Below are 22,590 nucleotides of genomic sequence, written 5' to 3' on the forward strand. Positions count from 1 at the left end.
CTCACTTAATCGCTAAAACGTTTTAGCAAAACATGCATATTAATCATGAATGCGGGTATTTGTCACCGTGAACACTCCGACAGGCTTCAGACTTGTCCGTTGCTGGGATCGGTTTTGCCCTGCCGCATGGTCGTCTGCGTATTGACGTCTATGCTTAAAGTTTTCCAAAACCTTATAAAAATCGGTGTCATTGAGATTTCATTTCGCCACTTGTCCGGAGGCAAAGGCATGAGCAACCCACGCGATGAGAAGACGCAGCGGTATTCACCGCAGCAGGAAGAGACAGAGCGAGCCCGGCGGACAGCCGGTGCCGGTTCCGCCGCGCCGGCCCCTGTCACGGTGCCGGTCACGCTGCAGGTGAACGGCGAACCTCAGCAGCTAAACGTGGATACCCGTACCACGCTGCTGGACGCGCTGCGCGAACATTTACACCTGACCGGCACCAAAAAAGGCTGCGATCACGGTCAGTGCGGTGCCTGTACCGTGCTGGTCAATGGCCGGCGCATCAACGCCTGCCTCACTCTTGCGGTGATGCAGCAGGATGCCGAAGTGACCACCATTGAAGGCGTCGGCACGCCTGATGATCTGCACCCGCTGCAGTCCGCCTTTATCCGCCACGACGGCTATCAGTGCGGCTACTGCACGCCGGGGCAAATCTGCTCCTCGCTGGCGGTGCTGCAGGAAATTGCGGCGGGCATTCCCAGCCATGTCACGGGCGATCTGACTGCCGCGCCAGCGCTGAGCGATGACGAAATTCGTGAGCGCATGAGCGGCAACATCTGCCGCTGCGGCGCCTATGCCAACATTCTTGCCGCCATTGAAGAGTACGCCGGAGGCCAGAAAGCATGAGAGCCTTTACCTTTGAACGGGCAGCGACGCCCGCACAGGCTGCCAGCAGCGCGATGCAGCATCCGGGCGCACGCTTTATTGCCGGCGGTACCAATCTGCTCGATTTGATGAAGCTGGAAATTGAAACCCCGTCGCACCTGATTGATGTTAACGGACTGGCGCTGGACAGCATTGAACCCACCGCCGGGGGCGGCTTACGTATTGGTGCGCTGGTGCGCAACACCGATCTGGCGGCAGACGCGCGCATCCGGCGCGACTATGCCGTGCTGACGCGCGCGCTGGTGGCGGGTGCTTCAGGCCAGCTGCGCAATCAGGCCACCACCGCTGGCAACCTGCTGCAGCGCACGCGCTGTCCCTATTTTTACGATGTTAATCAACCCTGTAACAAGCGTCAGCCGGGGACGGGCTGTGCCGCACGCGAAGGATTCAGCCGCCAGCATGCGGTAGTGGGTGTCAGCGAAGCCTGTATTGCCACCCATCCCAGCGATATGGCGGTGGCGATGCGAGTACTGGATGCGGTGATTGAAACCGTCAGCCCTGATGGCAGCCAGCGCGCTATTCCCATCGCTGAATTCTACTGCGCACCGGGCGACACGCCGCACATCGAAACCGTGCTGCAGCCGGGTGAGCTGATCGTCGCGGTTACCCTGCCTGCACCGCTGGGTGGCACGCACATTTACCGTAAGGTGCGCGATCGCGCTTCTTACGCCTTTGCGCTGCTCTCAGTAGCAGCGGTTATCCTGCCTGAGGGTGGCGGCCGGGTGGCCGTCGGCGGCGTGGCCCATCAGCCGTGGCGCAGCGCGGCGGCGGATGCTGAACTTCCTCACGGGGCGCAGGCGGTCTGCGATGTGCTGTTTGCTAATGCACGTCCCACTGAAGCCAACCGATACAAATTGTTGCTGGCGCAGCGCACGCTCGCCTCAGCGATCGCGGAAGCGAGGAGCAACGCATGAAATTTGACACACCAGCAACCGCCAATCCTATCGATCGGCAGCGCGTCGTCGGCCAGCCGCTGGCGCGCATCGACGGGCCGTTAAAAACCACCGGCTCGGCGCATTACGCCTATGAATGGCACGCTGAAGCACCGGATGCGGCCTACGGTTATGTGGTCGGCGCGCCAGTTGCCAAAGGCAATATTCTCTCGATTGACACCCACGCCGCGGCGCAGGCACCGGGCGTGCTCGGCATCGTCACCGGAGCAACCGCCGGCAAGCTCAACAAGGCAGAGCGCAATACCGCGACGCTGCTGGCGAATAATAAAATCGAACACTATCACCAGGCCGTGGCGCTGGTGGTGGCGGAGACCTTTGAGCAGGCACGTGCAGCAGCGCAGCTGGTTAAGGTTAACTGCCAGGCTGAAACGGGAGCTTACGATCTTGAAGCGGCCCAGCCAGAGGTGACAACGTCACCCGAAGGTGAGCCGGATAAAACACTGGGCGACGTCGATGCTGCCCTGCACAGCGCAGCCTTTACGCTGGACGCCACCTACACCACGCCCGATCAAAGCCATATGGCAATGGAACCGCACGCTTCCATGGCGCTGTGGCAGGATGATCACCTGACGGTCTGGACCTCGAATCAGATGATTAACTGGTGCCACACCGACCTGGCGCACACGCTCGACATGCCGATGGAAAAGGTGCGCGTGCTCTCTCCTTACGTCGGCGGTGGCTTCGGCAGCAAACTGTTTTTACGTAGCGATGCGCTGCTGGCGGCTCTGGGTGCGCGCGCCGTGGGACGCGCGGTGAAAGTGATGGTGCCGCGCCCGATGATCCCCAACAACACCACGCACCGGCCAGCAACGCGGCAGCGCATCCGATTAGCTACCGATGCACATGGCCATCTCACCGCCATTGCCCATGAAAGCTGGTCCGGTAACCTGCCGGGCGGAACGCCGGAAACTGCGGTGCAGCAGACTGAATTACTCTACGCCGCCGCCAATCGGCTTACCGGGCTGCGCCTCGCCGAACTCGATCTGCCCGAGGGCAACGCAATGCGTGCGCCGGGTGAAGCGCCCGGTCTGATGGCGCTGGAGATTGCCATGGATGAAATGGCCGCCATCGCCGGTATCGACCCGGTAGAGTTTCGCATCATCAATGATACACAGGTCGATCCGCTGCATCCGGAGCGCTTCTTTTCACGCCGCCAGCTGGTGCAATGCCTGCGCACCGGCGCCAGCAAATTTGGCTGGGCTGAGCGCTGTGCCCAACCCGGGCAGCGGCGCGAGGGGCGCTGGCTGGTGGGCATGGGCGTGGCAGCCGGTTTCCGTAACAACCTGCTGGCACCCTCTGCCGCGCGCGTGCAGCTGGATGCGCAAGGCACAATCACTGTCGAAACCGACATGACCGATATCGGCACCGGCAGCTATACCATCATCGCCCAGACGGCAGCCGAGATGATGGGCGTGCCGATTGAGCAGGTCAGCGTGCGGCTCGGCGATTCGGCGTTTCCTGTTTCGGCGGGTTCGGGGGGCCAGTGGGGAGCCAATACCTCCACGGCCGGGGTGTACGCGGCCTGCGTCCGGCTACGCGAGAAGGTTGCCGCACAGTTGGGTCTGGATGCGGAAAGTGCAGAGTTTGCCGATGGGCACATTCACGCCAACGGGCAGCGCCTGCCGCTCACTGCGGCGGGTCCGCTGATGGCGGAAGAGACCATGGAATTCGGCGATCTGGACAAAACCTTCCAGCAATCCACCTTTGCCGGCCATTTTGTCGAAGTGGCGGTCGATAGCGCCACCGGTGAAGTGCGCGTGCGGCGCATGCTGGCGGTGTGTGCTGCGGGGCGCATCCTCAACCCCAAAACCGCGCGCAGTCAGGTGATCGGCGCGATGACCATGGGCCTCGGCGCCGCGCTGATGGAGGAGCTGGCGGTGGACACCCGGCTCGGCTACTTCGTCAATCACGATATGGCAGGCTATGAAGTGCCGGTACACGCCGATGTGCCTGAGCAGGAGGTGATTTTCCTCGATGACACCGATCCGGTCTCTTCGCCGATGAAAGCCAAAGGCGTCGGTGAACTGGGGCTGTGTGGCGTCGGTGCTGCGCTGGTTAATGCGGTCTACAATGCAACCGGCGTCCGGGTGAGAGACTATCCGGTGACGCTGGATAAGTTACTCGCCGCGCTGCCTGACCAGCCGTAATGCAGGCCCCCTCCGCCAGTGCATGCGGGCTGGCGGAGGGGGGAAAAATGTGAATGGCTAAGCCGTCAGGACTGGTTAACAGGTCATCAAGCTGATAATATTGAGACCTGTTAACCAGTCTGGAGAGACGTATGCCAAACATCATTCTCAGCGATATGAGCGCCAGCGTCAGTGAATTAAAAAAGAATCCTATGGCGACCGTCAATGCGGGAGAAGGCTTGCCGGTGGCGATTCTCAATCGTAATCAGCCCGCCTTTTATTGTGTTCCCGCACAACTTTACGAGCAAATGCTGGAAGCGCTGGACGATCAGGAACTGGTTAAAAAGGTAACTGAACGCCAACAGCAGCCGCTGATTGACGTGGATTTGGACAGCTTTCTGTGACATGGACAGTTAAGTTCAGGGAAGAAGCCCTGAAGGAGTGGCATAAGCTGGATAAAGCCATTCAGCAGCAGTTTGCCAAAAAGCTCAAAAAATGTTGTGAAAATCCTCATATCCCCTCAGCCAAATTGCGTGGCATTAAAGACTGCTACAAAATTAAACTCAGGGCTTCCGGGTTTCGCCTGGTTTATCAGGTGATTGATGACCAGTTGATCATCGCCGTGGTCGCGGTGGGTAAACGCGAGCGCAGTGACGTTTATCACCTTGCCAGTGACAGAATGCGCTAACGCATGACGCCGGCCCTCTGCGGCCAGCGTCACTGCGGTGGTTAATGCTCTCAGCGCCCCGCTTCCTTAGCCAGCCCGCACCAGTGCACCAGCGTCAGCGCAATGGCTTTGGTGCAAGCCACCAGATCGGCAATCGGCACATGTTCGTTAGGCTGATGCGACAGCGCCGGATCGCCGGGACCAAAGTTGACCGTCGGCGTCTGGCCCAGCGTGCTGGGCAGGCCAATGTCGCTGTGGGCACCAAAGCCGGCCAGCTGCGGGCTGAGTGCCGCGTCACTCACACCCTGCTGAAAAGCGCTGACAAAAGGATGATCGGCCGGGATCTCGGCGCAGTCGGCGTCCAGTATCCACTCCACGCGCGCCGGATGCTTTGCCAGGTAAGGATCCAGCGCACACACCTTCGCCACGTGCGCCTCAATCTCCTGTTTTACCTTACCGCCCAGCCCCATCTCATCCTTTTCTGCCGGCAGATACTGCACGTCTATGACGATCTCGGCGCGGCCGGCAATTGACGCCGGATGCTCGCCCACTTTCAGCTGCGTCACGATAATCTGGTTGGGCAGATCCATGAGTGGATGGTTTTTGTCGGGCTGCGTCTGCCAGCGGCGGTTCAGCACATCGAGCCCGTCCAGCATCTGGCGACACAACATCACGGCATCTACCGGACCGCTGCTGTCCCAGCTGTTCGGCGTTAATTCCGCATGGCCGCCGATGCCATCCAGAATGATGCGCGCCCACAAAATGCCGTGGCAAATCGGCGCGATGCGATTGGCAGTGGGTTCCGTCATGATACCGGCATCGGCTTTGAAGCCGCGATCCACCATTGCCAGCGAGCCCATGCCGCCGATCTCTTCATCCACCACCGTGGTGAACACCACGTCGCCGGCCAGCTGCACGTTGAGATCCTGCAGCAGCTCCACCGCCATCAGCATGCAGGCCACGCCGCCTTTCATATCGACCGCGCCGCGGCCATACACCGCCTCGTTGCGGATCTCCGGCACAAATGGATCGCTGTGCCAGTGCTCAGCCGGACCCGGAGGTACCACGTCAATATGGCCGGTAAGCATCAGCGACCTGCCGCCACCGGATCCGCTCAGAGTGCCGCCCAGATTCGGCCGGCCTTCGAAGGTGCGGCCTTTATTGGCGCCCGGACGGCCCTGATACTTCTGGTACAGCGCCGGGCCATCCGGATCCCACAAGTCGGTGTCCATGCCCAGCGCCATCAGCCGCTGCTGCAGATAGCGCTGGCAGTCGCGCTCGCCTGGCCCGGCCTCGCGCGGATCGACTTTCACCACCGAGGGAAATGCCAGCAGGTCGCATAATGTCTGCGCGATACGCTGCGCGCTGGCATCGACGTGCGCGCTAATTTTTTCAGTCAGACTCATGTGTTATCTCCGATAGATAAAAAGTCGTTGTGCCATTAACACCATGATTAACAGCATGCCCACCACGCCCAGTTGCCACACGCTGTTCAGCCCCAGCTGCAACATGCAGGTTTTGAGGGTGACCAGCATCAGCGCGGCGGCGAGAACGCCGATGACACTGCCGCGCCCGCCAAAGATCGCCACGCCACCCAGCAGCGCGGCAGTCAGCGACTCCAGCTCAAGATTGACGCCGATTTCCGGGCGGGCGCTGCCGAGCCAGCACAGGGAAATAAAGCCGGCGCAGCCCGCCAGCGCGCCGCTCAGGCAGTAAACCAGCAGCCGCAGACGATCGACCGGAATACCCACCAGCCGCGTGGCGTGCTCGTTGAAGCCGCAGGCGTAGATCCATTTGCCCCAGGCGCTGTTGCTGAGGATCAGCCACGCCAGCAGAAACGCCGGGATGACACAGGTTAAGAAAGGCAACGGAACGGACAGCATGGCCGCCCGGCCCCACTGCGTCAGCAGCGGCGGCACGCCGGCCAGCGCCGCGCCACCGGTTAATGCCAGCGCCAGGCCGGAGAACAGATAAAAACTGCCCAGCGTAACGATCAGCGGCCAGAGGCGTAAGCGCGCCACCAGCAGGCCGTTCAGCGCGCCGGCCAGGCTACCGCTCAGCAGGCAAATCAGCGGCAGCCAGCCGGGCGCAATGCCCTGATCGAGTGCCAGCATGCCAATGACCGCCGAGAGCGAAACGTTACCGCCAACCGACAAATCAATGCCGCCGCCGCCAGTCATCACCACCAGCGACTGCCCAAGCGCCACCAGCGACAGCAGCGTGGCAAACTGCAGGATGGAGGTCAGCGACCATGCCGCCAGCATCTGCGGCAGCACAATCGCGATGGCGCCCAGCAGCAACAGCCACAGCGCCAGCAGCAGCGTCAGATCGGGGGCTTTGCGCCACAGTTTCATGCCAGCCTCCTTAGCGATAACAGCCGCCCACTGGCTGCTTCACTGCTCAGCACCAGCAACAGCACCGCCCCGGTGACCACGGTTTGCCACAGCGAGGGCACGCCAATCAGCAGCAGGCCATTTTGCAGAATGCGCAACAGCAGTACGCCGAGCAGCGTGCCGAGCAGACTGCAGGAGCCGCCGGTAATGCGCGTACCGCCCAGCACCACCGCGGCAATCGCCTCCAGTGCCAGCGTGCCGCCGACGGTCATCTCCACGTTACGATAGGTGGCGATGTAGCAGGTGGCGGCCAGGCCGCACAGCACGCCGCTGAGGGCAAAGGTCGCGACACGCACCTGGGTCACCGGAATGCCCGCCAGCCGCGCTTTTTCTTCGGAGTTGCCGGCGGCCAGCAGCCATAACCCGTACGGCGTATGGCGCAGCGCCAGCCACACCAGCGCCCAGGCCGCGACAATCAGCCAGGCCATCAGCGGCAGCCCCAGCAGCGGCCGCATCAGCGCATGCGTCAGATCGCCTGGCAGACCGGAAAGCCACTGCCCGCCCAGCAACACAAACAGCGCCGTGCGCCAGACGCCGAACAGCCCCAGCGTGCCAACAATCGCCGGAATGCGGCCAATCACCACCACCAGCGCGGTGACCAGCCCTGCCAGTAAGCCAATAAGCGGTCCGGCCAGCGCCGCCAGCAGCGGGGATTGCAGCATCAGCAGTTGTCCGACACCCCACGCGGCCACGCCCATCACCACGCCCACCGACACATCGACGCCGCCCATGGCGATGACCAGCGTCATACCTAGCGCAATCAGCAGCAGTTCGCTGCTATTGCGCAGAATGGTCAGCAGGTTGTCAGCGGTGGCAAACCACGGCGAAAACCACGTAAAGCAGGTGCCAGCCAGCACGGCGATCGCCAGCAGGACGATTTCCCGCGAAGTCATATGCATCACAGGCCTCGTCAGAATTTGAACTGGTCGACGTTATCTTTGGTGAACACCGCCGGCTTGCCGAGCAGCAGCACACCGGTTTTGCTGTCAAAGGTCACCGGTTGGGCAAAGCCGGGAACGTGATTTTCGGCGGCAAACACTTTCCCGTCGATCAGCTGTTTGCCCGCCCACACCGTCAGATAGCCAAGCTTTTCCGGGTCCCACAGCACGGTGTAGCCAAACGCCCCGCTTTTCAGATAGGCGCGCGCGGTGTTCGGGCTGCAGAAACCGCTGCCAATCACCTTGCCGTTTTTGCCGGCGGTTTCGATGGCCTGCGCCACGCCCGGACAGGTTGTGGAGGCCATGGCAATCACCCCTTTCAGATCGGGGTTAGCGGACATCAAATCGGTGGTGATTTGCGCCGCGCGGCTGGCGGAGCCGCCGGCGTACTGGGGTTTGAGCAGCGTAATGTGCGGATATTTGCTTTTCACCCGCTGCTGCATAAAGCCAATCCAGCTGTTGAGGTTGGACGCGGTGGCTTCGCCGGAGACGATGCCAATTTTGCCGCGCTCGCCGACGCGTTTGACCATCTCATCGATCACCGTATCGCCCAGGCCCTCATCGGTGGCCTGCGCCACATAGACCGGCCGCCCGCTGTCGGGCGCATCGCTGTCGCTGGTGAACAGATGCACATTACTCGCCTGCGCCTGCGCCATCACCGGCGCAATACTGGAGGCATCCAGCACGCTGATGCCAATCGCATTGACCTTCTGCGCAATCAGGTTCTGCACGATCTGCAGCTGATCCATCGGATTGGTATCTACTGGACCGCTATAGACAAACTCCACGCCGAGATCGTGCGCGGCGCGCTTGCCGCCCGCCTCCATCGCCTGAAAATAGGGAATACCGATGATTTGCGGCACGAAGGCCACCTTTTGTGCCGCGAAGGCGTAACCCGATAGCAGCAACGACAGCGAACAAACAGCAGTAGCAATGCGATGCATGATGATTTCCCCTGGTGTGAGTGCTTAGGTGTTTTCGAAAATGCGCGCATCAGGATGCGCACCGGTAATGAGTGCAACGATTTCGTCTGGCGTGGTGTCCGCGTGACGGCGCTCGGCGATTTTGCGGCCGCGACGAAACACCACCATGCGATCGGCCACGGCAAACACATCGCTGATGTTGTGGCTGATCAGCACCACGGCGCAGCCGCGTTCCGCCAGGCGGCGCGTCAGCTGCAGGACTTTCTGTGTCTCCGCGACCGCCAGCGCGGCGGTGGGTTCATCCATGATCACCAGCTGCGCGTTGAGATTGAGTGCACGACAGATCGCCACCGCCTGGCGCTGGCCGCCGGACAGACTGCCGACCGCCGCTTCGGCATCGGAAATGTGCGCATCGAGTTCGGTCAGCAGTCGATCCACCGTTTCGCGCATCGCGCGGCGGCGCAGAAAAGGAATGCCGAGCACGCGGCGCTTCAGCTCGCGGCCAAGAAACACGTTCTCGGCAATCGACAGATTCTCTGCCAGCGCCAGCTCCTGATAGATGGTGGCAATACCGTGCTCGGCGGCCTGGCGCGGCGAGGTGAATTTCACCGCCCTGCCGTCCACCCACAGCTCGCCGTCGCTGGCGCTGTACGCGCCGGATAACACTTTAGTAAAGGTCGATTTGCCCGCGCCGTTGTCACCCAGCAGCGCCAGCACTTCACCGCGATGGATCGACAGATTGACCTGGCTAAGCGCCGTTAACGCGCCGAAGCGTTTGCCGATGTTGCGCGCTTCGATGAAACAGCTAGTCATGGGCGCTCTCCGGGTAAGCCGCGCTGTGGAAATCGATCTCCCACTGCAGCACGCGGGCGTAAAGCTGCGATAGCTGCGCCTGTTGCGCCGTGTTAAGCGTCAGTGCGCACTGGTCCAGCTCGGTTTTCAGCCACTGCGCCTGCTGATGGAACTCGTCTTCGGCATGCATCTCTACCCAGCGGCGCACGTCAGCGTCCTGCTGCGATTGCGCGCTGACGCGCAGGCACCAGTGGTAATACATCCACTCGGCACCGAACATCAGGGTGATGATTTCCGCATAGCTGCCCTGCTGCGCGACTTTCAGCATGCCATCACGGAATGCGCTGACACCGGGCGGATCGTCCGGATAATCCGCTGGCTGAATGCCGCGGCGCGCCAGCACCGCCTCAAACCAGGCGATTTGCGTATCCACCAGCGCATTGAGCACGCCAATCAGCCAGCGCTGCTGACGAATGCCGGGCGCCTTGCTCACCGCCAGCGCAAAAATAGCGATGGCGGTGGCGACGAAGTTACCCTCAAACACCAGATAACGATTAAACACGCTGGCCGGCAGCCGATCGTGCTCAATGTCGACGACAAAGCGGTGCTGCTGCATCGCCTGCCACAGCGCCTGATGCTGCGTCAGCAGCCGATCGCTGAAGCTTTCCATCACGCCTCCTCCAGCGCAGCCTGCGCCACCGCCATGAAGTGCTTCACGCGCGCCAGTTCCACCGGGTTCCACCACACGCCATCGACTTTCAGCGTGCTGGCGACAATCACCCCCTGCGTGCGGCCAAGGATCTGGCAGACGTTGTCCGGCGTCACGCCTGAGCCCACCAGCAGCGGCAAGGCAGTTGCGGCGCGGATTTCGTCGATTTCACTCAGCGTGGCGCTGTCGCCGGTGCGCTGGCCGGTGGCGATCACCGCATCGGCTTCGAAGAAGTCGACGTCACGCGTCAGCTCCTGAATCGAGCGGTCGGCGACAATCGCGTGGCTGCCGTGTTTAACATGGCTATCGGCAAATACGCGGATGTGATCGGCCCGCAGCTGATTGCGATAGCGCAGCGCTTTAGCGGCTGCCCCTTCGATAAAACCTTCATTGGCGATATAGGCATTGGCCCACTGGTTAACACGCACAAAATCCGCTCCGCCGGCTAATGCCGTGGCAATTGCCGGGATTGCCGCATTGGCCAGCACGTTAATTCCCAGCGGTGCAGCAAAACGCTCGCGAATTTTATCGGTGATCACCGCCATAAATGCCGCCGTTTCCGGACCAATATCGTCGGGCTTGGCAAAGGGAATATCGCCATGATTCTCAACAATTAAACCGTGCACGCCGCCAGCCAGATAATTATCCGCATCACGCAGGGCACAATCGATAATTTCACTCACCGGTTTTCCGTGATATTTCGGCGAGCCGGGAAAAGCATCGCAGTGAATAACCCCAATCACCGCTTTACTGCGTGAAAAAATATCTTGTATCGCGTTACTTTTTTCTGCTGATATAGAAGCCATCTCTTTCACCTTATTAACGAGAAAACTATGCGTGTCTATGTTGCAGGCAATATTGTGGTGGATGAAACCTGGTCCATCGATCAACTCCCTGAAAAAGGCGCCTCAATTCATGGCAAAAAAATTGCGCAGGATATCGGTGGCAAAGGCGCCAATCAGGCAATCATACTTTCGCGTTGCGGCATCGATACGCGCTTAATTAGCGCCACCGGCGATGATATTAACGGCCAGTGGATCCGCGAACGCATCCGGCACGAGAAATTAACCTTACTGCCGCCTCAGTTTTTGTCTGCTCACAGTGACACCTCAATTATTTTTAATAGCAGCGATGGCGATAATGCCATTATTACTACCACCGCCGCGGCCGATGCGCTGGCAGCGGATATTATCCTGGCTTACTTAGCCGATGCCGCTGCCGGCGATATTCTGCTGCAGCAGGGCAATTTTTCTGCGGATAAAACCCGCCGGTTATTTAGCTGGGCAAAAGCGCACGGCTTAACCACGGTATTTAATCCTTCACCGGTCAATCCGGACTTCGCCGATCTCTGGCCGCTGATTGACATCGCGGTGGTCAATCAACCGGAAGCCGATCTGCTGCAACCCGCCGGCGTTAACACACTGGTGATTACCCAGGGTGCTGCCGGTGCGCTGCTGATGCGCGGCAATCAGCGCGTGTACTGCCCGGCGATTAACGTCGCGACCGTCGATACCACCGGCGCCGGTGACACCTTCCTCGCCGTGCTGCTGGCGTCTGCCCTGCTGCGCGGCGTCGCGCCCGATCTGCTGGCGCTGCAACATGCCAGCGCGGCGGCGGCGATCACCGTCAGTCGCACCGGCACGCTGAACGCGTTTCCCGATGCTGATGAATTACAGCGTATTCTGGCGCAGCGCTAAGCCCGGGCGCAGACGTTCGCGTCTGCGCCTGGCGGTTACTTAAACAGCGAACGGTAGCTGTCGACGTTGGCTTTGGTCACCACCGTGGCCGGAACCAGAATGGTTTTGCTCACGGTTTTACCGGCCGTCAGGCTATTCAGCGCTTTCAGCGCTTCTTCACCCATTTTCTTCGGATCCTGCTGCAGCACGGCGGTAACGTAGCCACCGTCAATGCCGCTGATGGCTTTTTCCGTCAGATCCCAGCCGAATACCTTGATGTCCTTCTGCCGCCCCTGGTTTTCTACTGCGGCAATGGCACCCAGCAGCGCCGGCTCGCCGGTGGCATAGATCGCGGTGAGATCCGGGTTGCCGGTAATCAGGTTTTCGGCAGCGGTCATGGCGTTGTCCTGAATATTCTGGCCATCGACCACATCAGCGACCGTTATCTGGCTGTTACTTTTAATCGTCTCTTCAAAACCTTTCTGACGCTGGTTCTGGATGGCCGAATTGAGCGCGCCGACAATTCCCAGTCGCGCTTTGCCGCCCATCTCTTTCGCAACATAATCGACAAAGTATTTACCGAGGATTTTTCCACCTTCGAGGTTATCTACGCCCACCTGCGCTGCCTGCGGACCGGCAGGCAATACGGCATCAATCGCAATCACCGGAATATTCGCCGCTGCGGCTTCTTTTATCGCTGGCATAATACCGTTGACATCGATTGCATCCACCAGAATGCCTTTCACTCCCTGCTGAATATAGTTTTCAATCGCATCGTTTTGCGCCACGGGATTATCGTTGGCGTTATAAATTACCAGCTGTTTACCGCTGGCTTTGGCCGCTTCCTGCGCGCCCTGATTCATCAGGTTAAAAAACAGCGCCTGCTGATTAATCTGGACTAACGCATAAGTGGGTGCGGCGTGAGCCTGAACGCATAATGAACCTGCGGCGAGTAAACCACTCGCGATGAACAGTGAACGCAGTTTTCCGCTGAAAGATGACATCATTGAGTTCCTCGTCGGGAATAATAATAACCAGCGCTTCTCAGCGACGTACCGCTGAGCGTTTTTTTTGGCAGGTAAATATCAGTTCAATGATTCTGAGCACGGCGATAATGCCGTGTTTTGATGCCGCCGGCGTTGTCTTTTTCGGCATCCCATCCACTGGGAGTGCGGGGTGAAAAAAAACAATGTCGGGTTGGGAAGTTAATCCCGGTACTGCGGTAAACGCTTTATACAATTCGCCCGACGAATTTTTTTGTCAAGTGTTTATTTCTCCAGCAACGCAATCGGGAAAGCGCTGTATTAGTCGCGCTTAACTGTGTTACAGATAAGCCACCCCGGCAAACATGGCGAAATGGATGAGTACAAAACGCGTGTTGTTATCTGACGTGGCAAAGCTGGCTGGCCTGTCAAAAGCCACGGTGTCACGCTATCTGAATCACAGTATTGTGCTGCCGCAGGACACCGTTGACCGCATTGAAAGCGCGATCCGCACGCTGGACTATCGCGGTAATTCTCTTGCGCGGCGTTTAAGCAAAGGCGGCAGCGAAACTCTGGGCCTGGTGCTGCCGGATATCACTAACCCGTTTTTTGCCGAACTGGCGGATGCCGCCGAAGAAGCGGCGTCGGCACACGGTTACAGTCTGGTGCTGTGCATCACGCGCAACAACCCGGACAAAGAGGCGCAGTTTATCCGCTGGCTGGATACGCGCCAGGTAGATGGCCTGCTGTTCACCACCAACCGGCCGGACAACGGCCTGCTGCGCGACGAGATCCAGCGCCAGCGCCATGTGGTACTGCTGGATGAAGACATTCCCGGCAGTAACGTGCCGAAGGTCTTTGCAGATAACGTGCAGGGTGGCCGCATGGCAACCGAGCAGCTGATCGCCGCCGGGCACACGCAGATTGCGTTTATCGGCGGCCCGGAGCAGCTGATGAGCGTGCGCGAACGCTATCTTGGCTTTTGCACCGCGATGCAGCAGGCCGGTTTAACCGTACCGCCGCAATGGGTGATGTATGGCAACTACGAACGCGAATTTGGTCAGCAGGCGTTGCAGCACCTGTTCCGCTGCACGCCGCGCCCTACCGCCGTGTTCGCCGCCAGTGACTATCTGGTGCTGGGACTGCTCGACGGTTTGCGCGCCATTGGCCTGCAGGCACCGGCGGCGCTTTCGCTGGTCGGCTTCGATGACGCCAACTACAGCGATCTGACGCAGCCGCGTATCTCTACCATCCGCCAGCCAGCGCGCCAGCTGGGCCACACGGCGGTAAGCATTATGCTGCGCCTGCTCAACAACGACAGCAGCATCCCGATGGAGACACGTTTACCGGTGGAATGGATTGGTCGCGATTCGGTGGGATTTGTTAGCGATGTCCCAAAATGAGGCAAAACTGCACAATTATGGCGCAAAAAGTGAGCGATTTTTCCCGTTAGCGGTATAGTGAGTAAACCGGTTTACTTGCTGATTACATAACATACGATGTATTACAACAAGTTAGCCGCGAGTGCAGTGCCTGTTATTCAGGCTGGCATGGATGCTGCAATGTCATACCTGGCGAGTAAATATCATTGTAGCGTTTACCCTGTTGCTGTGAATTAAGGGTTTATCTGACAGGTAAACCGGTTTACTAGATTGTAAATCGTGTCAGATAGCCTCTTTTTAGCGACCGGCTAAACATTTCCCACAGGCGTTGATGGGAGTGATCCAATGCAGCAATTACAAGCTCTTCCGGCCCGGGTGGAGATGATTAACATCACCAAAACCTACGGCTCAATTCGTTCTCTGCGCGGCGTCAATCTGCAGCTGGCCCCCGGTGAAGTGCTCGGTCTGGTGGGCGATAACGGTGCCGGCAAATCGACGCTGACCAAAGTGCTGTCCGGCGCGGTGATCCCCACCAGCGGCGCGATCCGCATTGATGGCGAACAGCAGCACTTCAGCAATCCGGCGGATTCGCGCCGTTGCCATATCGAAATGGTGTATCAGGATCTGTCGCTGTGCGATACGGTTGACGTGGCCGGTAACCTGTTCATGGGACGCGAACCGACCAGACGCATCCTCGGCGTGCCGTTTCTCGATCAGGCCACAATGCATGCGCAGGCGCGTGAGATGCTGAAAGGTCTGGGCATCTCAATTCCTGATACCCGTCTGCTGGTGCGTAACCTCTCCGGCGGGCAGCGTCAGGCCATTGCTATCGCCCGTGCCGCCGCGTTCGATCCCAAAGTGCTGATTATGGATGAACCCACTGCCGCGCTGGCGGTGGCGGAAGTTGAGGCGGTGCTGGAGCTGATTCGCCGCGTGTCGGCGCGCGGCGTCAGCGTGATCCTCATCACCCATCGGCTGCAGGATCTGTTCCTGGTGTGCGATCGCATCATGGTGATGTACGAGGGCACTAACGTGGCCGATCGCCGCGTGGCGGACACCAGCCTGAGCGATATCGTCAACCTGATCGTGGGTGAGAAATTTACCGCGCAGTCCGCGGCAGCACACTGAGGTAACAGGATGAGCATCATGAATTTAGGCAGTTCACGCATGATCCAGCACTCTCTGCCGCGCCGCTTGTTGCATAACCATTCGGGTGTGGTGAGCATCGCGCTATTTTTTGTCTTTTGCTGCGTGGTGTTTTCGCTGATCACCAGCAACTTTCTTACCAGTACCAACTGGCTGAATATCATCCGGCAAAGTGCGCCGCTGCTGATCGTCGCCACCGCGATGACGCTGGTGATTACTACCGGCGGCATCGATTTGTCGGTCGGCTCGACGCTGGCGCTGGTGGGTGCGCTGTCGGCCATTGCGCTCAATAACTGGGGCTTGCCGTGGCCGGTGGTGCTGATTGGCGGGCTGCTGCTCGGTGCGCTGGTGGGCGCCATCAACGGCTTCTTTATCGCCTGGGAAGGGATACCGGCATTTATCGTCACGCTGGCCACGCTGGCGGTGGTGCGCGGCATTGCGCTGCTGGTGACGCAGGGCTATTCGATCCCGGTGCCGGCTGACAGCCTGTTCACCTTTATGGGTCGCGCCTGGGTGCTGGGGATTCCCATGCCGGCGCTGATCGGCATCGTGGTGCTGCTGGCCGGTCACATTGTGCTTAATCACCTGCGCTTTGGCCGCTACGTCACCGCCATCGGTGCCAACGCGGAAGGCGCACGGCGCAGCGGTATCAATACCAAAGCGGTGACCATGAAAGTGTACATTCTCAGCGGCATGGCGGCGGCGCTGGCTGGCATGATCATCACCGCGCGCCTCGGCAGCGGCTCCTCTAACCAGGGCGAAGGTTTTGAACTGCAGGTGATTGCGGCGGTGGTGCTGGGCAGTACCAGCCTGTTTGGCGGCTTTGGAACCGTGATCGGTACGCTGCTCGGCGCGCTGTCGATTGCCATTATCCAGAACGGCCTGATTTTATCGCATATCTCACCGTTTTATACCCAGATCGCCACTGGCACCATCATTCTGCTCGCCATCTGGCTCAACACCCGCATTCTCAACCCGAGCCGCGCGCCCGCCAAAGGATAGCCCATGAAAGGATCAATTTTTCGCCATGCGGATCCGTTGCCGCTCGGCGTCAGCAGCGGTCAGGTGATGACGGTGCTCGGTCCGCTGCCGGTGGCGGAGATGGGCGTCACGCTGATGCACGAGCACATTTTACTGGATGCCTCCGGTAAATGGGTGCCGCCCTGCTGCTGTAGCGACCGCCACATTGCTGAAATGCCGGTGCGCATCGAGAACCTCGGCGAGCTGTCGCTCAACCCGCTGATGAGTCGCGACAACTGCCAGCTGTTTGACGTCGACACCGCAATTGACGAGCTAATGAAATACCGCGCGCTGGGCGGCGAAACGGTGATCGATCCGACCAATATCGGCATCGGCCGCGATGGTAAAGCGCTGCAGCGCATTGCCCGTCTCACCGGCCTGAATATTGTGATGGGCACCGGTCTGTATCTGGAGCCGTCGCATCCCGAGTGGGTAAAAACCATCAGCGTGGAACAGCTGACCGACAAGCTGATTTTCGACCTCGGCGGACTGCCGGAGAAGCCGGAGGTGCTGGCCGGGCTGATCGGTGAAATCGGCATATCCAGCCGCTTCACGCCCGATGAAGAAAAATCGCTGCGTGCCGCCGGGCGCGCCAGCGCGGCCACCGGCGTACCGATTCAGGTGCATCTGCCGGGCTGGGAGCGGCTCGGCCATAAGGTGCTGGATATTCTGGCGCAGGAAGGTGCCGATCTGCGCCACACCGTGCTATGTCACATGAACCCCAGCTTTGCCGACAAAACCTACCAGCGCGAGCTGGCAGATCGCGGCGTGTTCCTCGAATACGACATGATCGGCATGAGCTACTACTACGCCGACGAATCGGCGCAGTCACCGTCCGATGAGGAGAACGCGCGCGCCATTTGCGCACTGATCGACGACGGTTATCTGCCGCAGATTTTGCTGTCCCAGGACGTATTCCTGAAAACCATGCTGACGCGTTACGGCGGTCACGGCTATGGCTACATCCTCAAACATTTTGTGCCGCGCCTGAAACGTCATGGCGTCAGCGGCGAACAACTCGAAACCCTGATGATCACTAATCCGCAACGGGTGTTTGGCGGATAAACGGAGAAGTTGGCATGCAAAAGAACGTCTTGCTGGTCGGTGAATCCTGGACCAGTACCGCAACGCACGTAAAAGGCTTTGATCAGTTTGCTACCGCCACCTGGCACAGCGGTGCGGCGGATTTTCTCGCTGCGCTGCAGGATAGCACCTATGCCGTCACGCATATGCCGGCTCACGCCGCCGCCACTGATTTTCCGCAGACGCTGGAGGATTTGCAGCGCTGGGACGTGATTATTCTGTCCGATATCGGTGCCAATACCCTGCTGCTGCATCCGGACACCTGGCTGAAAAGCCGGCGCACGCCCAATCGCCTGGCGCTGATACACGACTATGTTGCCGCGGGTGGCGCATTGATGATGGTGGGCGGCTATTACAGTTTTCAGGGGATTAACGGTGGCGCACGCTATCGCAATACACTGGTGGAGAAAGTGCTGCCGGTGCGCTGTCTGGCCTGGGATGACCGCATCGAAACGCCGGAAGGCAGTTACGCTGAGGTGACAACGTCACACAAAGTAGTTGCCGATCTTCCCGGCGACTGGCCGTGGCTGCTCGGTTACAACGAAGTAGAGATGCAGCCGGAAGGCACGCTGCTGGCCACCGTGGCGGGCACCGGCCATCCGCTGCTGGCGGTGCGCGAATATCAGCAAGGCCGCTCGCTGGTGTGGACCAGTGACATGTCAGCCCACTGGCTGCCGGAAGAGTTCAGCCGCTGGCCGGGCTATCGCCAGCTGTGGATTAACTGTCTCGACTGGCTGACGGAGCGTGACTGATGCCAGCGCGATCACTGCCTCTGGCACAGCAGCTGCTGAGCTTTGACACCATCAATCCACCGGGCAATGAGCTGGCCTGTGTGCAATTCCTCGCCGCGTGGCTACAGGAGCAGGGCTTCGTGGTCGAACTGACGGCGTTTGGCGAGCAGCGCGCCAACCTGATCGCCCGCCTGCCGGGCCAGATGCCGGGCAAACCGCTGGCCTTTACCGGCCATCTGGACACCGTGCCGCTGGGTAATCAGCCTTGGCAGTTTGATCCGTTTGGTCACGACATTGATGGCGACCGGCTGTACGGGCGCGGCGCCAGCGATATGAAAGCGGCGGTAGCGGCGTTTGTGCTGGCCTGCGTGCAGCACAAAGCGGCGATTGCCGCCGGGCGCGGCGTGGTACTGCTGCTGACCGGCGGTGAAGAGACCGGCTGCCACGGTGCGCAGGCGCTGATCGCGGCCGGGCAGTTGCCTGAAGTCGGCGCGCTGATCGTGGGCGAGCCGACCGCCAACCAGCCGGTGATCGGCCACAAAGGCGCGCTGTGGCTGCGCTGCGAAACGCGTGGCAAAACGGCGCACGGAGCCATGCCGGAGCTGGGTATCAACGCCATCTACCTGGCGGCTGATGCGCTGGGTAAAATTCGTCACTTTTCACCGGGCGCGCCGCATCCGCTGATGAAACAGCCGACGCTGAATGTCGGTCGCATTGAGGGCGGCCTCAACATTAACTCGGTGCCGGACCGTGCCGCGTTTGATGTGGATATTCGCAGCGCGCCCAATCTGCAACACGCGGTGATTCGTCAGCAGCTGGCGACCTTTCTCGGTGACAGCGTGCACATCAGCACGCTGGTCGATCTGCCGGCGGTGCTGAGCCCGGAGCGGCACCAGTGGATTCAGTCGGTGTACCGTGTCTGCGAAGCCGTGACGCAGCAACCTGCGGAAGCGCGCATCGTGCCCTATTTTACCGATGCCTCGCTGCTGCTGCCGGCGCTCGGCGATCCGCCCTGCATTATTCTCGGTCCCGGCGAGCCGACGCAGGCGCACCAGACCGATGAATACTGTCTGGTGAGCCGTCTGAGCGAGGCAGAGCAGATTTACGGGCAGCTCATCGCTGACTGGATGCGCTAAGTGCCGCTGATGCGCTAAAAACGGATTTTTTCCCTCTGCGCCGCCGGAAACGCGCAGCAGCCTGTTACACTCGTCGGCTATAACAACTTTTTAACGTCAGCGGCGCAGTGTGCTGGCGTTATTACGCAGGATAGTCGCGGTTATGCCCGTCAATTTTGACCTCAACGATCTCTACGCCTTCCGCGCGCTGGTGGAGTACGGCAACTTTCGTCTGGCGGCGGAGTCAATCTGCCTGTCGCAGTCAGCGCTCAGCCGCAGAATTGAGAAGCTGGAAGCGGCGCTCGGCACCCGGCTGTTTGACCGCACCACGCGGCGCGTCACGCTGACGCTGTATGGCCAGAACTTTGCTCAGCGCTCGGAGCAGTTGCTGGATAATGTCGAATCGATGCTGGCCGACGTCGAGCGCGCCAGCCAGGATCGCACCGGCCTGATCACCGTCGCTACCGTGCCCTCGGGCGCTTACTATTTTATGCCGGAGGTGATCCGCCGCTTTCAGGCGCGTTACCCGCGCGTGCGCATCAAGCTGATTGATAGCAGCGTCGGCAACGTGATGGATGCGGTGAGCAGCGGACAGGCCGATTTCGGTATCTGTTTTGCGCGTAATCTACCGCCGGAGCTGACCTTCACACCGCTGGTGGAAGATGTTTACGTCGCCGCCTGTCGCCACGATCATCCGCTGGCGACGCGCCAGCAGCTCAGCTGGCAGGAGTATTTTGCGCAGGATTATGTGGCGCTGGATAAGGTGTCCGGCAACCGCAATCTGCTGGACAGTGCGCTGGCGCATCTCACGCCCGCCCGGCAAAGTATCTGCGAAACGCGCCATGTCACGACGCTGCTGGGGATGGTAGAAGCGGGCATCGGCATTGCTGCCGTGCCCGCGATGTCGATGCCAGCGAACGGGCATCCGCTGCTGCGCCAGCTGGCGCTGACCGATCCGCAGGTCACCCGTTCGGTGGGATTAATTCGCCGCAGCGGACGTATGCAATCTTACGTCGCTGCGGAGCTGGAAAAGCTGATTATCGAACAGTCTCAGCACGCTTAACGCGCGGTTTGCAACGTCAGCGCGCGGCGGCGATACAGGTACAGCGTCGCCAGCAGCGCGCAAATCGCCGCAAAGCTCATCCAGTAGCCCGGTGACGCCTTATCGCCGGTGTATTCGATCAGCGCGGTAGACACCACCGGCGTGAAGCCGCCAAACAGCGCGGTGGCCAGGCTGTAGGCCAGCGAGAAACCGGCGACGCGCACTTCTGCCGGCATCACTTCGGTCAGCGCCGGGATCATTGCACCGTTATACAGGCCGTAAATAAACGACAGCCACAGCAGCACGCTCAGCATCATGCTGAAGGTCGGCGTCTGCGCCAGCAGCGTCAGTGCCGGATAGGCGGTCGCCAGCGCCAGCAGCGTCATCGCCAGCAACACCGGTTTACGCCCAAAGCGGTCCGACAGCGCACCGCCAATTGGCAGCCAGATGAAGTTGGAGATCGCCACCAGCAGCGTCACCAGCAGGCTGTCCGAGGCGCTCAGCATCAGCACTTTTTTGCCGAAGGTGGGCGCATAGACGGTAATGAGGTAGAACGCGGTGGTGGTCATCGCCACCATCAGCATCCCGGCAATCACCACCGGCCAGTTCTGCAACAGCGTGCTAAATACCTGACGCATATCCAGATGATGACGGCGCGCGCTGAACTCCTGCGTCTCCTCCAGACGGCGACGCAGAATAAAGATAAACGGCACGATCAGGCAGCCAAACAGGAACGGAATACGCCAGCCCCAGGCGCTGATGGCGCTCTGCTCCAGCGCGGCATTGAGCGCGAAGCCCATCGCGGCCGCGACCATGATGGCAACCTGCTGACTGCCGGATTGCCAGCTGGTGTAGAAACCCTTGCGCCCCGGCGTGGCAATCTCTGCCAGATAAACCGACACGCCACCCAATTCTGCCCCGGCCGAGAAGCCCTGCAGCAGACGACCAATCAGCACCAGCAGCGGCGCCCACAGGCCAATCGACTGGTACGACGGAATCAGCACAATCAGGAAGGTGCCCGCCGCCATGATCGACAGCGTGACGATCAGCCCTTTGCGCCGGCCAACCTTATCGATATAAGCGCCCAGCACAATCGCACCAATCGGCCGCATCAGGAAGCCGGCACCGAACACCGCAAAGGTCATCATCAGCGACGCGAATTCGCTGCTGGCGGGGAAAAAGGTGTGCGCGATATAGGTGGCATAGAAACCGAACAGAAAGAAATCAAACTGTTCGAGGAAGTTGCCGGAGGTGACGCGGAAAATAGCGCCAACCCGGGCTCGGGTGGTCATCGGTAAGGCAGAGGAATGCATAAGTATCTCCAGTTTGTCCTTGGCGCTGTTATCAATCGCGCCTGCTTCGGAAGACTGGATCAGAACGTTAAGGTTAATAAGCGCAATAAACGCATGGCGTGATGCGTGCGGCGCATTAATCGCTGCCGGCAACGGGCCACCCTCAATATTAACAATGAGTTAACAAAGCCAGCCCCGTTTTTACTCCGCTCAGGCCCGCGGGCACCACAATACAGATTTGTGACCAGCTTCAAGCCGCTCACGGTGAGCCTGGCGCATCACAGGATAAACACATCTCTTTTTTCGCATATGTAGTTGACTTCATCACGTCGCCGCACCACACTGTTTGCTTTCCATTCAGGAGGGATTATGTCGCCGCTAACGCCACTGCAGCTGTTTAAAAACCTTTCCGATGAGACGCGTCTGACGCTGGTGCTGCTGCTGAAAGAACGTCAGGAGCTGTGCGTGTGCGAGCTGTCTGCCATTCTGCAACTGCCGCAGCCGAAGATTTCCCGTCATCTGGCGCTGCTACGCAACAGCGGTTTGCTGAGCGATCGTCGTGACGGCAAGTGGATCCACTATCGCCTTTCGCCACATATGCCGGTGTGGGCAGCGACGGTGATCGAACAGGCATGGCAATGCCAGCGCGATGCGATCCATGCCCTGCTGCTGCCGGTGCAGCGTGACCAGCTGACCACCGATGGCCGGGCGGTGTGTCTGTAAAAAATTTT

23 protein-coding genes are annotated in these 22,590 nt (G+C 59.9%); 14 read left to right on the forward strand and 9 right to left on the reverse strand.

The features are described 5' to 3' along the window. Positions 1-228: 228 nt before the first annotated feature. The 5 genes from paoA (at position 229) to C1N56_RS20645 (ending at position 4,655) form a co-directional block, all read left to right on the forward strand. Positions 229-849 (forward strand): aldehyde dehydrogenase iron-sulfur subunit PaoA, encoded by a 621-nt coding sequence (gene paoA / locus C1N56_RS20625; RefSeq protein ID WP_127834879.1) that lies wholly within the window; start codon positions 229-231, stop codon positions 847-849. Then, on the forward strand, positions 846-1,802 hold the full coding sequence (locus tag C1N56_RS20630) for an FAD binding domain-containing protein (RefSeq protein ID WP_127834878.1): 957 nt from the start codon (positions 846-848) through the stop codon (positions 1,800-1,802). The genes paoA and C1N56_RS20630 overlap by 4 nt, the downstream gene beginning before the upstream one ends. After that, complete coding sequence (gene paoC, locus C1N56_RS20635; protein WP_394517691.1) at positions 1,799-3,988, forward strand: aldehyde oxidoreductase molybdenum-binding subunit PaoC; 2,190 nt, start codon at positions 1,799-1,801, stop codon at positions 3,986-3,988. Before C1N56_RS20630 ends, paoC begins: the two co-directional genes overlap by 4 nt. Before the next feature lie 131 nt (positions 3,989-4,119). Further along, positions 4,120-4,371, forward strand: coding sequence for a type II toxin-antitoxin system Phd/YefM family antitoxin (locus C1N56_RS20640; RefSeq protein ID WP_104093611.1), 252 nt, complete (start codon positions 4,120-4,122; stop codon positions 4,369-4,371). Continuing rightward, entirely contained in the window at positions 4,368-4,655 is a 288-nt protein-coding gene (locus tag C1N56_RS20645; protein WP_058770149.1) for a type II toxin-antitoxin system RelE family toxin, read from the forward strand. Before C1N56_RS20640 ends, C1N56_RS20645 begins: the two co-directional genes overlap by 4 nt. A gap of 50 nt (positions 4,656-4,705) precedes the next feature. Here C1N56_RS20645 and C1N56_RS20650 read toward each other — a convergent pair whose 3' ends face one another. The 7 genes from C1N56_RS20650 to C1N56_RS20680 are packed head-to-tail and all read right to left on the reverse strand — an operon-like array spanning position 4,706 to position 11,195. Further along, entirely contained in the window at positions 4,706-6,040 is a 1,335-nt protein-coding gene (locus C1N56_RS20650; protein WP_058758757.1) for a M20 family metallopeptidase, read from the reverse strand. A gap of 3 nt (positions 6,041-6,043) precedes the next feature. Further along, positions 6,044-6,988 carry an ABC transporter permease gene (locus C1N56_RS20655; protein WP_021509450.1) on the reverse strand — a complete coding sequence of 315 codons (945 nt, stop codon included), beginning with the start codon at positions 6,986-6,988 and terminating at the stop codon, positions 6,044-6,046. Next, positions 6,985-7,926 (reverse strand): ABC transporter permease, encoded by a 942-nt coding sequence (locus C1N56_RS20660; protein ID WP_394517692.1) that lies wholly within the window; start codon positions 7,924-7,926, stop codon positions 6,985-6,987. Before C1N56_RS20660 ends, C1N56_RS20655 begins: the two co-directional genes overlap by 4 nt. 11 nt (positions 7,927-7,937) lie before the next feature. Next, complete coding sequence (locus C1N56_RS20665) at positions 7,938-8,909, reverse strand: autoinducer 2 ABC transporter substrate-binding protein (RefSeq protein WP_394517693.1); 972 nt, start codon at positions 8,907-8,909, stop codon at positions 7,938-7,940. Positions 8,910-8,933: 24 nt separating this feature from the next. Further along, the gene (locus tag C1N56_RS20670; RefSeq protein WP_058770147.1) at positions 8,934-9,701 is read right to left on the reverse strand and encodes an ATP-binding cassette domain-containing protein; all 768 of its coding nucleotides are present in this window, start codon (positions 9,699-9,701) and stop codon (positions 8,934-8,936) included. Next, positions 9,694-10,350 carry a TenA family protein gene (locus C1N56_RS20675; RefSeq protein WP_394517694.1) on the reverse strand — a complete coding sequence of 219 codons (657 nt, stop codon included), beginning with the start codon at positions 10,348-10,350 and terminating at the stop codon, positions 9,694-9,696. The genes C1N56_RS20670 and C1N56_RS20675 overlap by 8 nt, the downstream gene beginning before the upstream one ends. Next, positions 10,350-11,195 carry a BtpA/SgcQ family protein gene (locus C1N56_RS20680; protein WP_127834873.1) on the reverse strand — a complete coding sequence of 282 codons (846 nt, stop codon included), beginning with the start codon at positions 11,193-11,195 and terminating at the stop codon, positions 10,350-10,352. Before C1N56_RS20680 ends, C1N56_RS20675 begins: the two co-directional genes overlap by 1 nt. Before the next feature lie 27 nt (positions 11,196-11,222). On the opposite strand from C1N56_RS20680, the gene C1N56_RS20685 reads away from it, so the two are divergent. After that, on the forward strand, positions 11,223-12,086 hold the full coding sequence (locus C1N56_RS20685) for a PfkB family carbohydrate kinase (protein ID WP_394517695.1): 864 nt from the start codon (positions 11,223-11,225) through the stop codon (positions 12,084-12,086). A gap of 35 nt (positions 12,087-12,121) precedes the next feature. Here C1N56_RS20685 and C1N56_RS20690 read toward each other — a convergent pair whose 3' ends face one another. Beyond that, on the reverse strand, positions 12,122-13,072 hold the full coding sequence (locus C1N56_RS20690) for an ABC transporter substrate-binding protein (protein WP_394517696.1): 951 nt from the start codon (positions 13,070-13,072) through the stop codon (positions 12,122-12,124). Positions 13,073-13,413: 341 nt separating this feature from the next. On the opposite strand from C1N56_RS20690, the gene C1N56_RS20695 reads away from it, so the two are divergent. The 7 genes from C1N56_RS20695 (at position 13,414) to C1N56_RS20725 (ending at position 20,588) form a co-directional block, all read left to right on the forward strand. Further along, on the forward strand, positions 13,414-14,451 hold the full coding sequence (locus C1N56_RS20695; protein ID WP_031280100.1) for a LacI family DNA-binding transcriptional regulator: 1,038 nt from the start codon (positions 13,414-13,416) through the stop codon (positions 14,449-14,451). A gap of 360 nt (positions 14,452-14,811) precedes the next feature. Further along, the gene (locus C1N56_RS20700; protein WP_021509459.1) at positions 14,812-15,558 is read left to right on the forward strand and encodes an ATP-binding cassette domain-containing protein; all 747 of its coding nucleotides are present in this window, start codon (positions 14,812-14,814) and stop codon (positions 15,556-15,558) included. A gap of 18 nt (positions 15,559-15,576) precedes the next feature. Then, positions 15,577-16,578 (forward strand): ABC transporter permease, encoded by a 1,002-nt coding sequence (locus C1N56_RS20705; RefSeq protein ID WP_164861075.1) that lies wholly within the window; start codon positions 15,577-15,579, stop codon positions 16,576-16,578. A gap of 3 nt (positions 16,579-16,581) precedes the next feature. Then, entirely contained in the window at positions 16,582-17,661 is a 1,080-nt protein-coding gene (locus C1N56_RS20710; RefSeq protein WP_394517697.1) for a phosphotriesterase family protein, read from the forward strand. Positions 17,662-17,675: 14 nt separating this feature from the next. Continuing rightward, on the forward strand, positions 17,676-18,431 hold the full coding sequence (locus C1N56_RS20715) for a glutamine amidotransferase (protein ID WP_058770142.1): 756 nt from the start codon (positions 17,676-17,678) through the stop codon (positions 18,429-18,431). Then, on the forward strand, positions 18,431-19,546 hold the full coding sequence (locus tag C1N56_RS20720; protein ID WP_215800971.1) for a M20 family metallopeptidase: 1,116 nt from the start codon (positions 18,431-18,433) through the stop codon (positions 19,544-19,546). The genes C1N56_RS20715 and C1N56_RS20720 overlap by 1 nt, the downstream gene beginning before the upstream one ends. A gap of 142 nt (positions 19,547-19,688) precedes the next feature. After that, positions 19,689-20,588 carry a LysR family transcriptional regulator gene (locus C1N56_RS20725; protein ID WP_058775038.1) on the forward strand — a complete coding sequence of 300 codons (900 nt, stop codon included), beginning with the start codon at positions 19,689-19,691 and terminating at the stop codon, positions 20,586-20,588. On the opposite strand, the gene C1N56_RS20730 is transcribed toward C1N56_RS20725, so the two are convergent. Continuing rightward, entirely contained in the window at positions 20,585-21,880 is a 1,296-nt protein-coding gene (locus tag C1N56_RS20730) for an MFS transporter (RefSeq protein ID WP_021509465.1), read from the reverse strand. The genes C1N56_RS20725 and C1N56_RS20730 overlap by 4 nt on opposite strands. A gap of 348 nt (positions 21,881-22,228) precedes the next feature. On the opposite strand from C1N56_RS20730, the gene C1N56_RS20735 reads away from it, so the two are divergent. Continuing rightward, positions 22,229-22,582, forward strand: coding sequence for a metalloregulator ArsR/SmtB family transcription factor (locus tag C1N56_RS20735; protein WP_021509466.1), 354 nt, complete (start codon positions 22,229-22,231; stop codon positions 22,580-22,582). The last annotated feature ends 8 nt before the right edge of the window (positions 22,583-22,590 follow it).

It is taken from the genome of Pantoea sp. SGAir0175, from assembly GCF_043547855.1.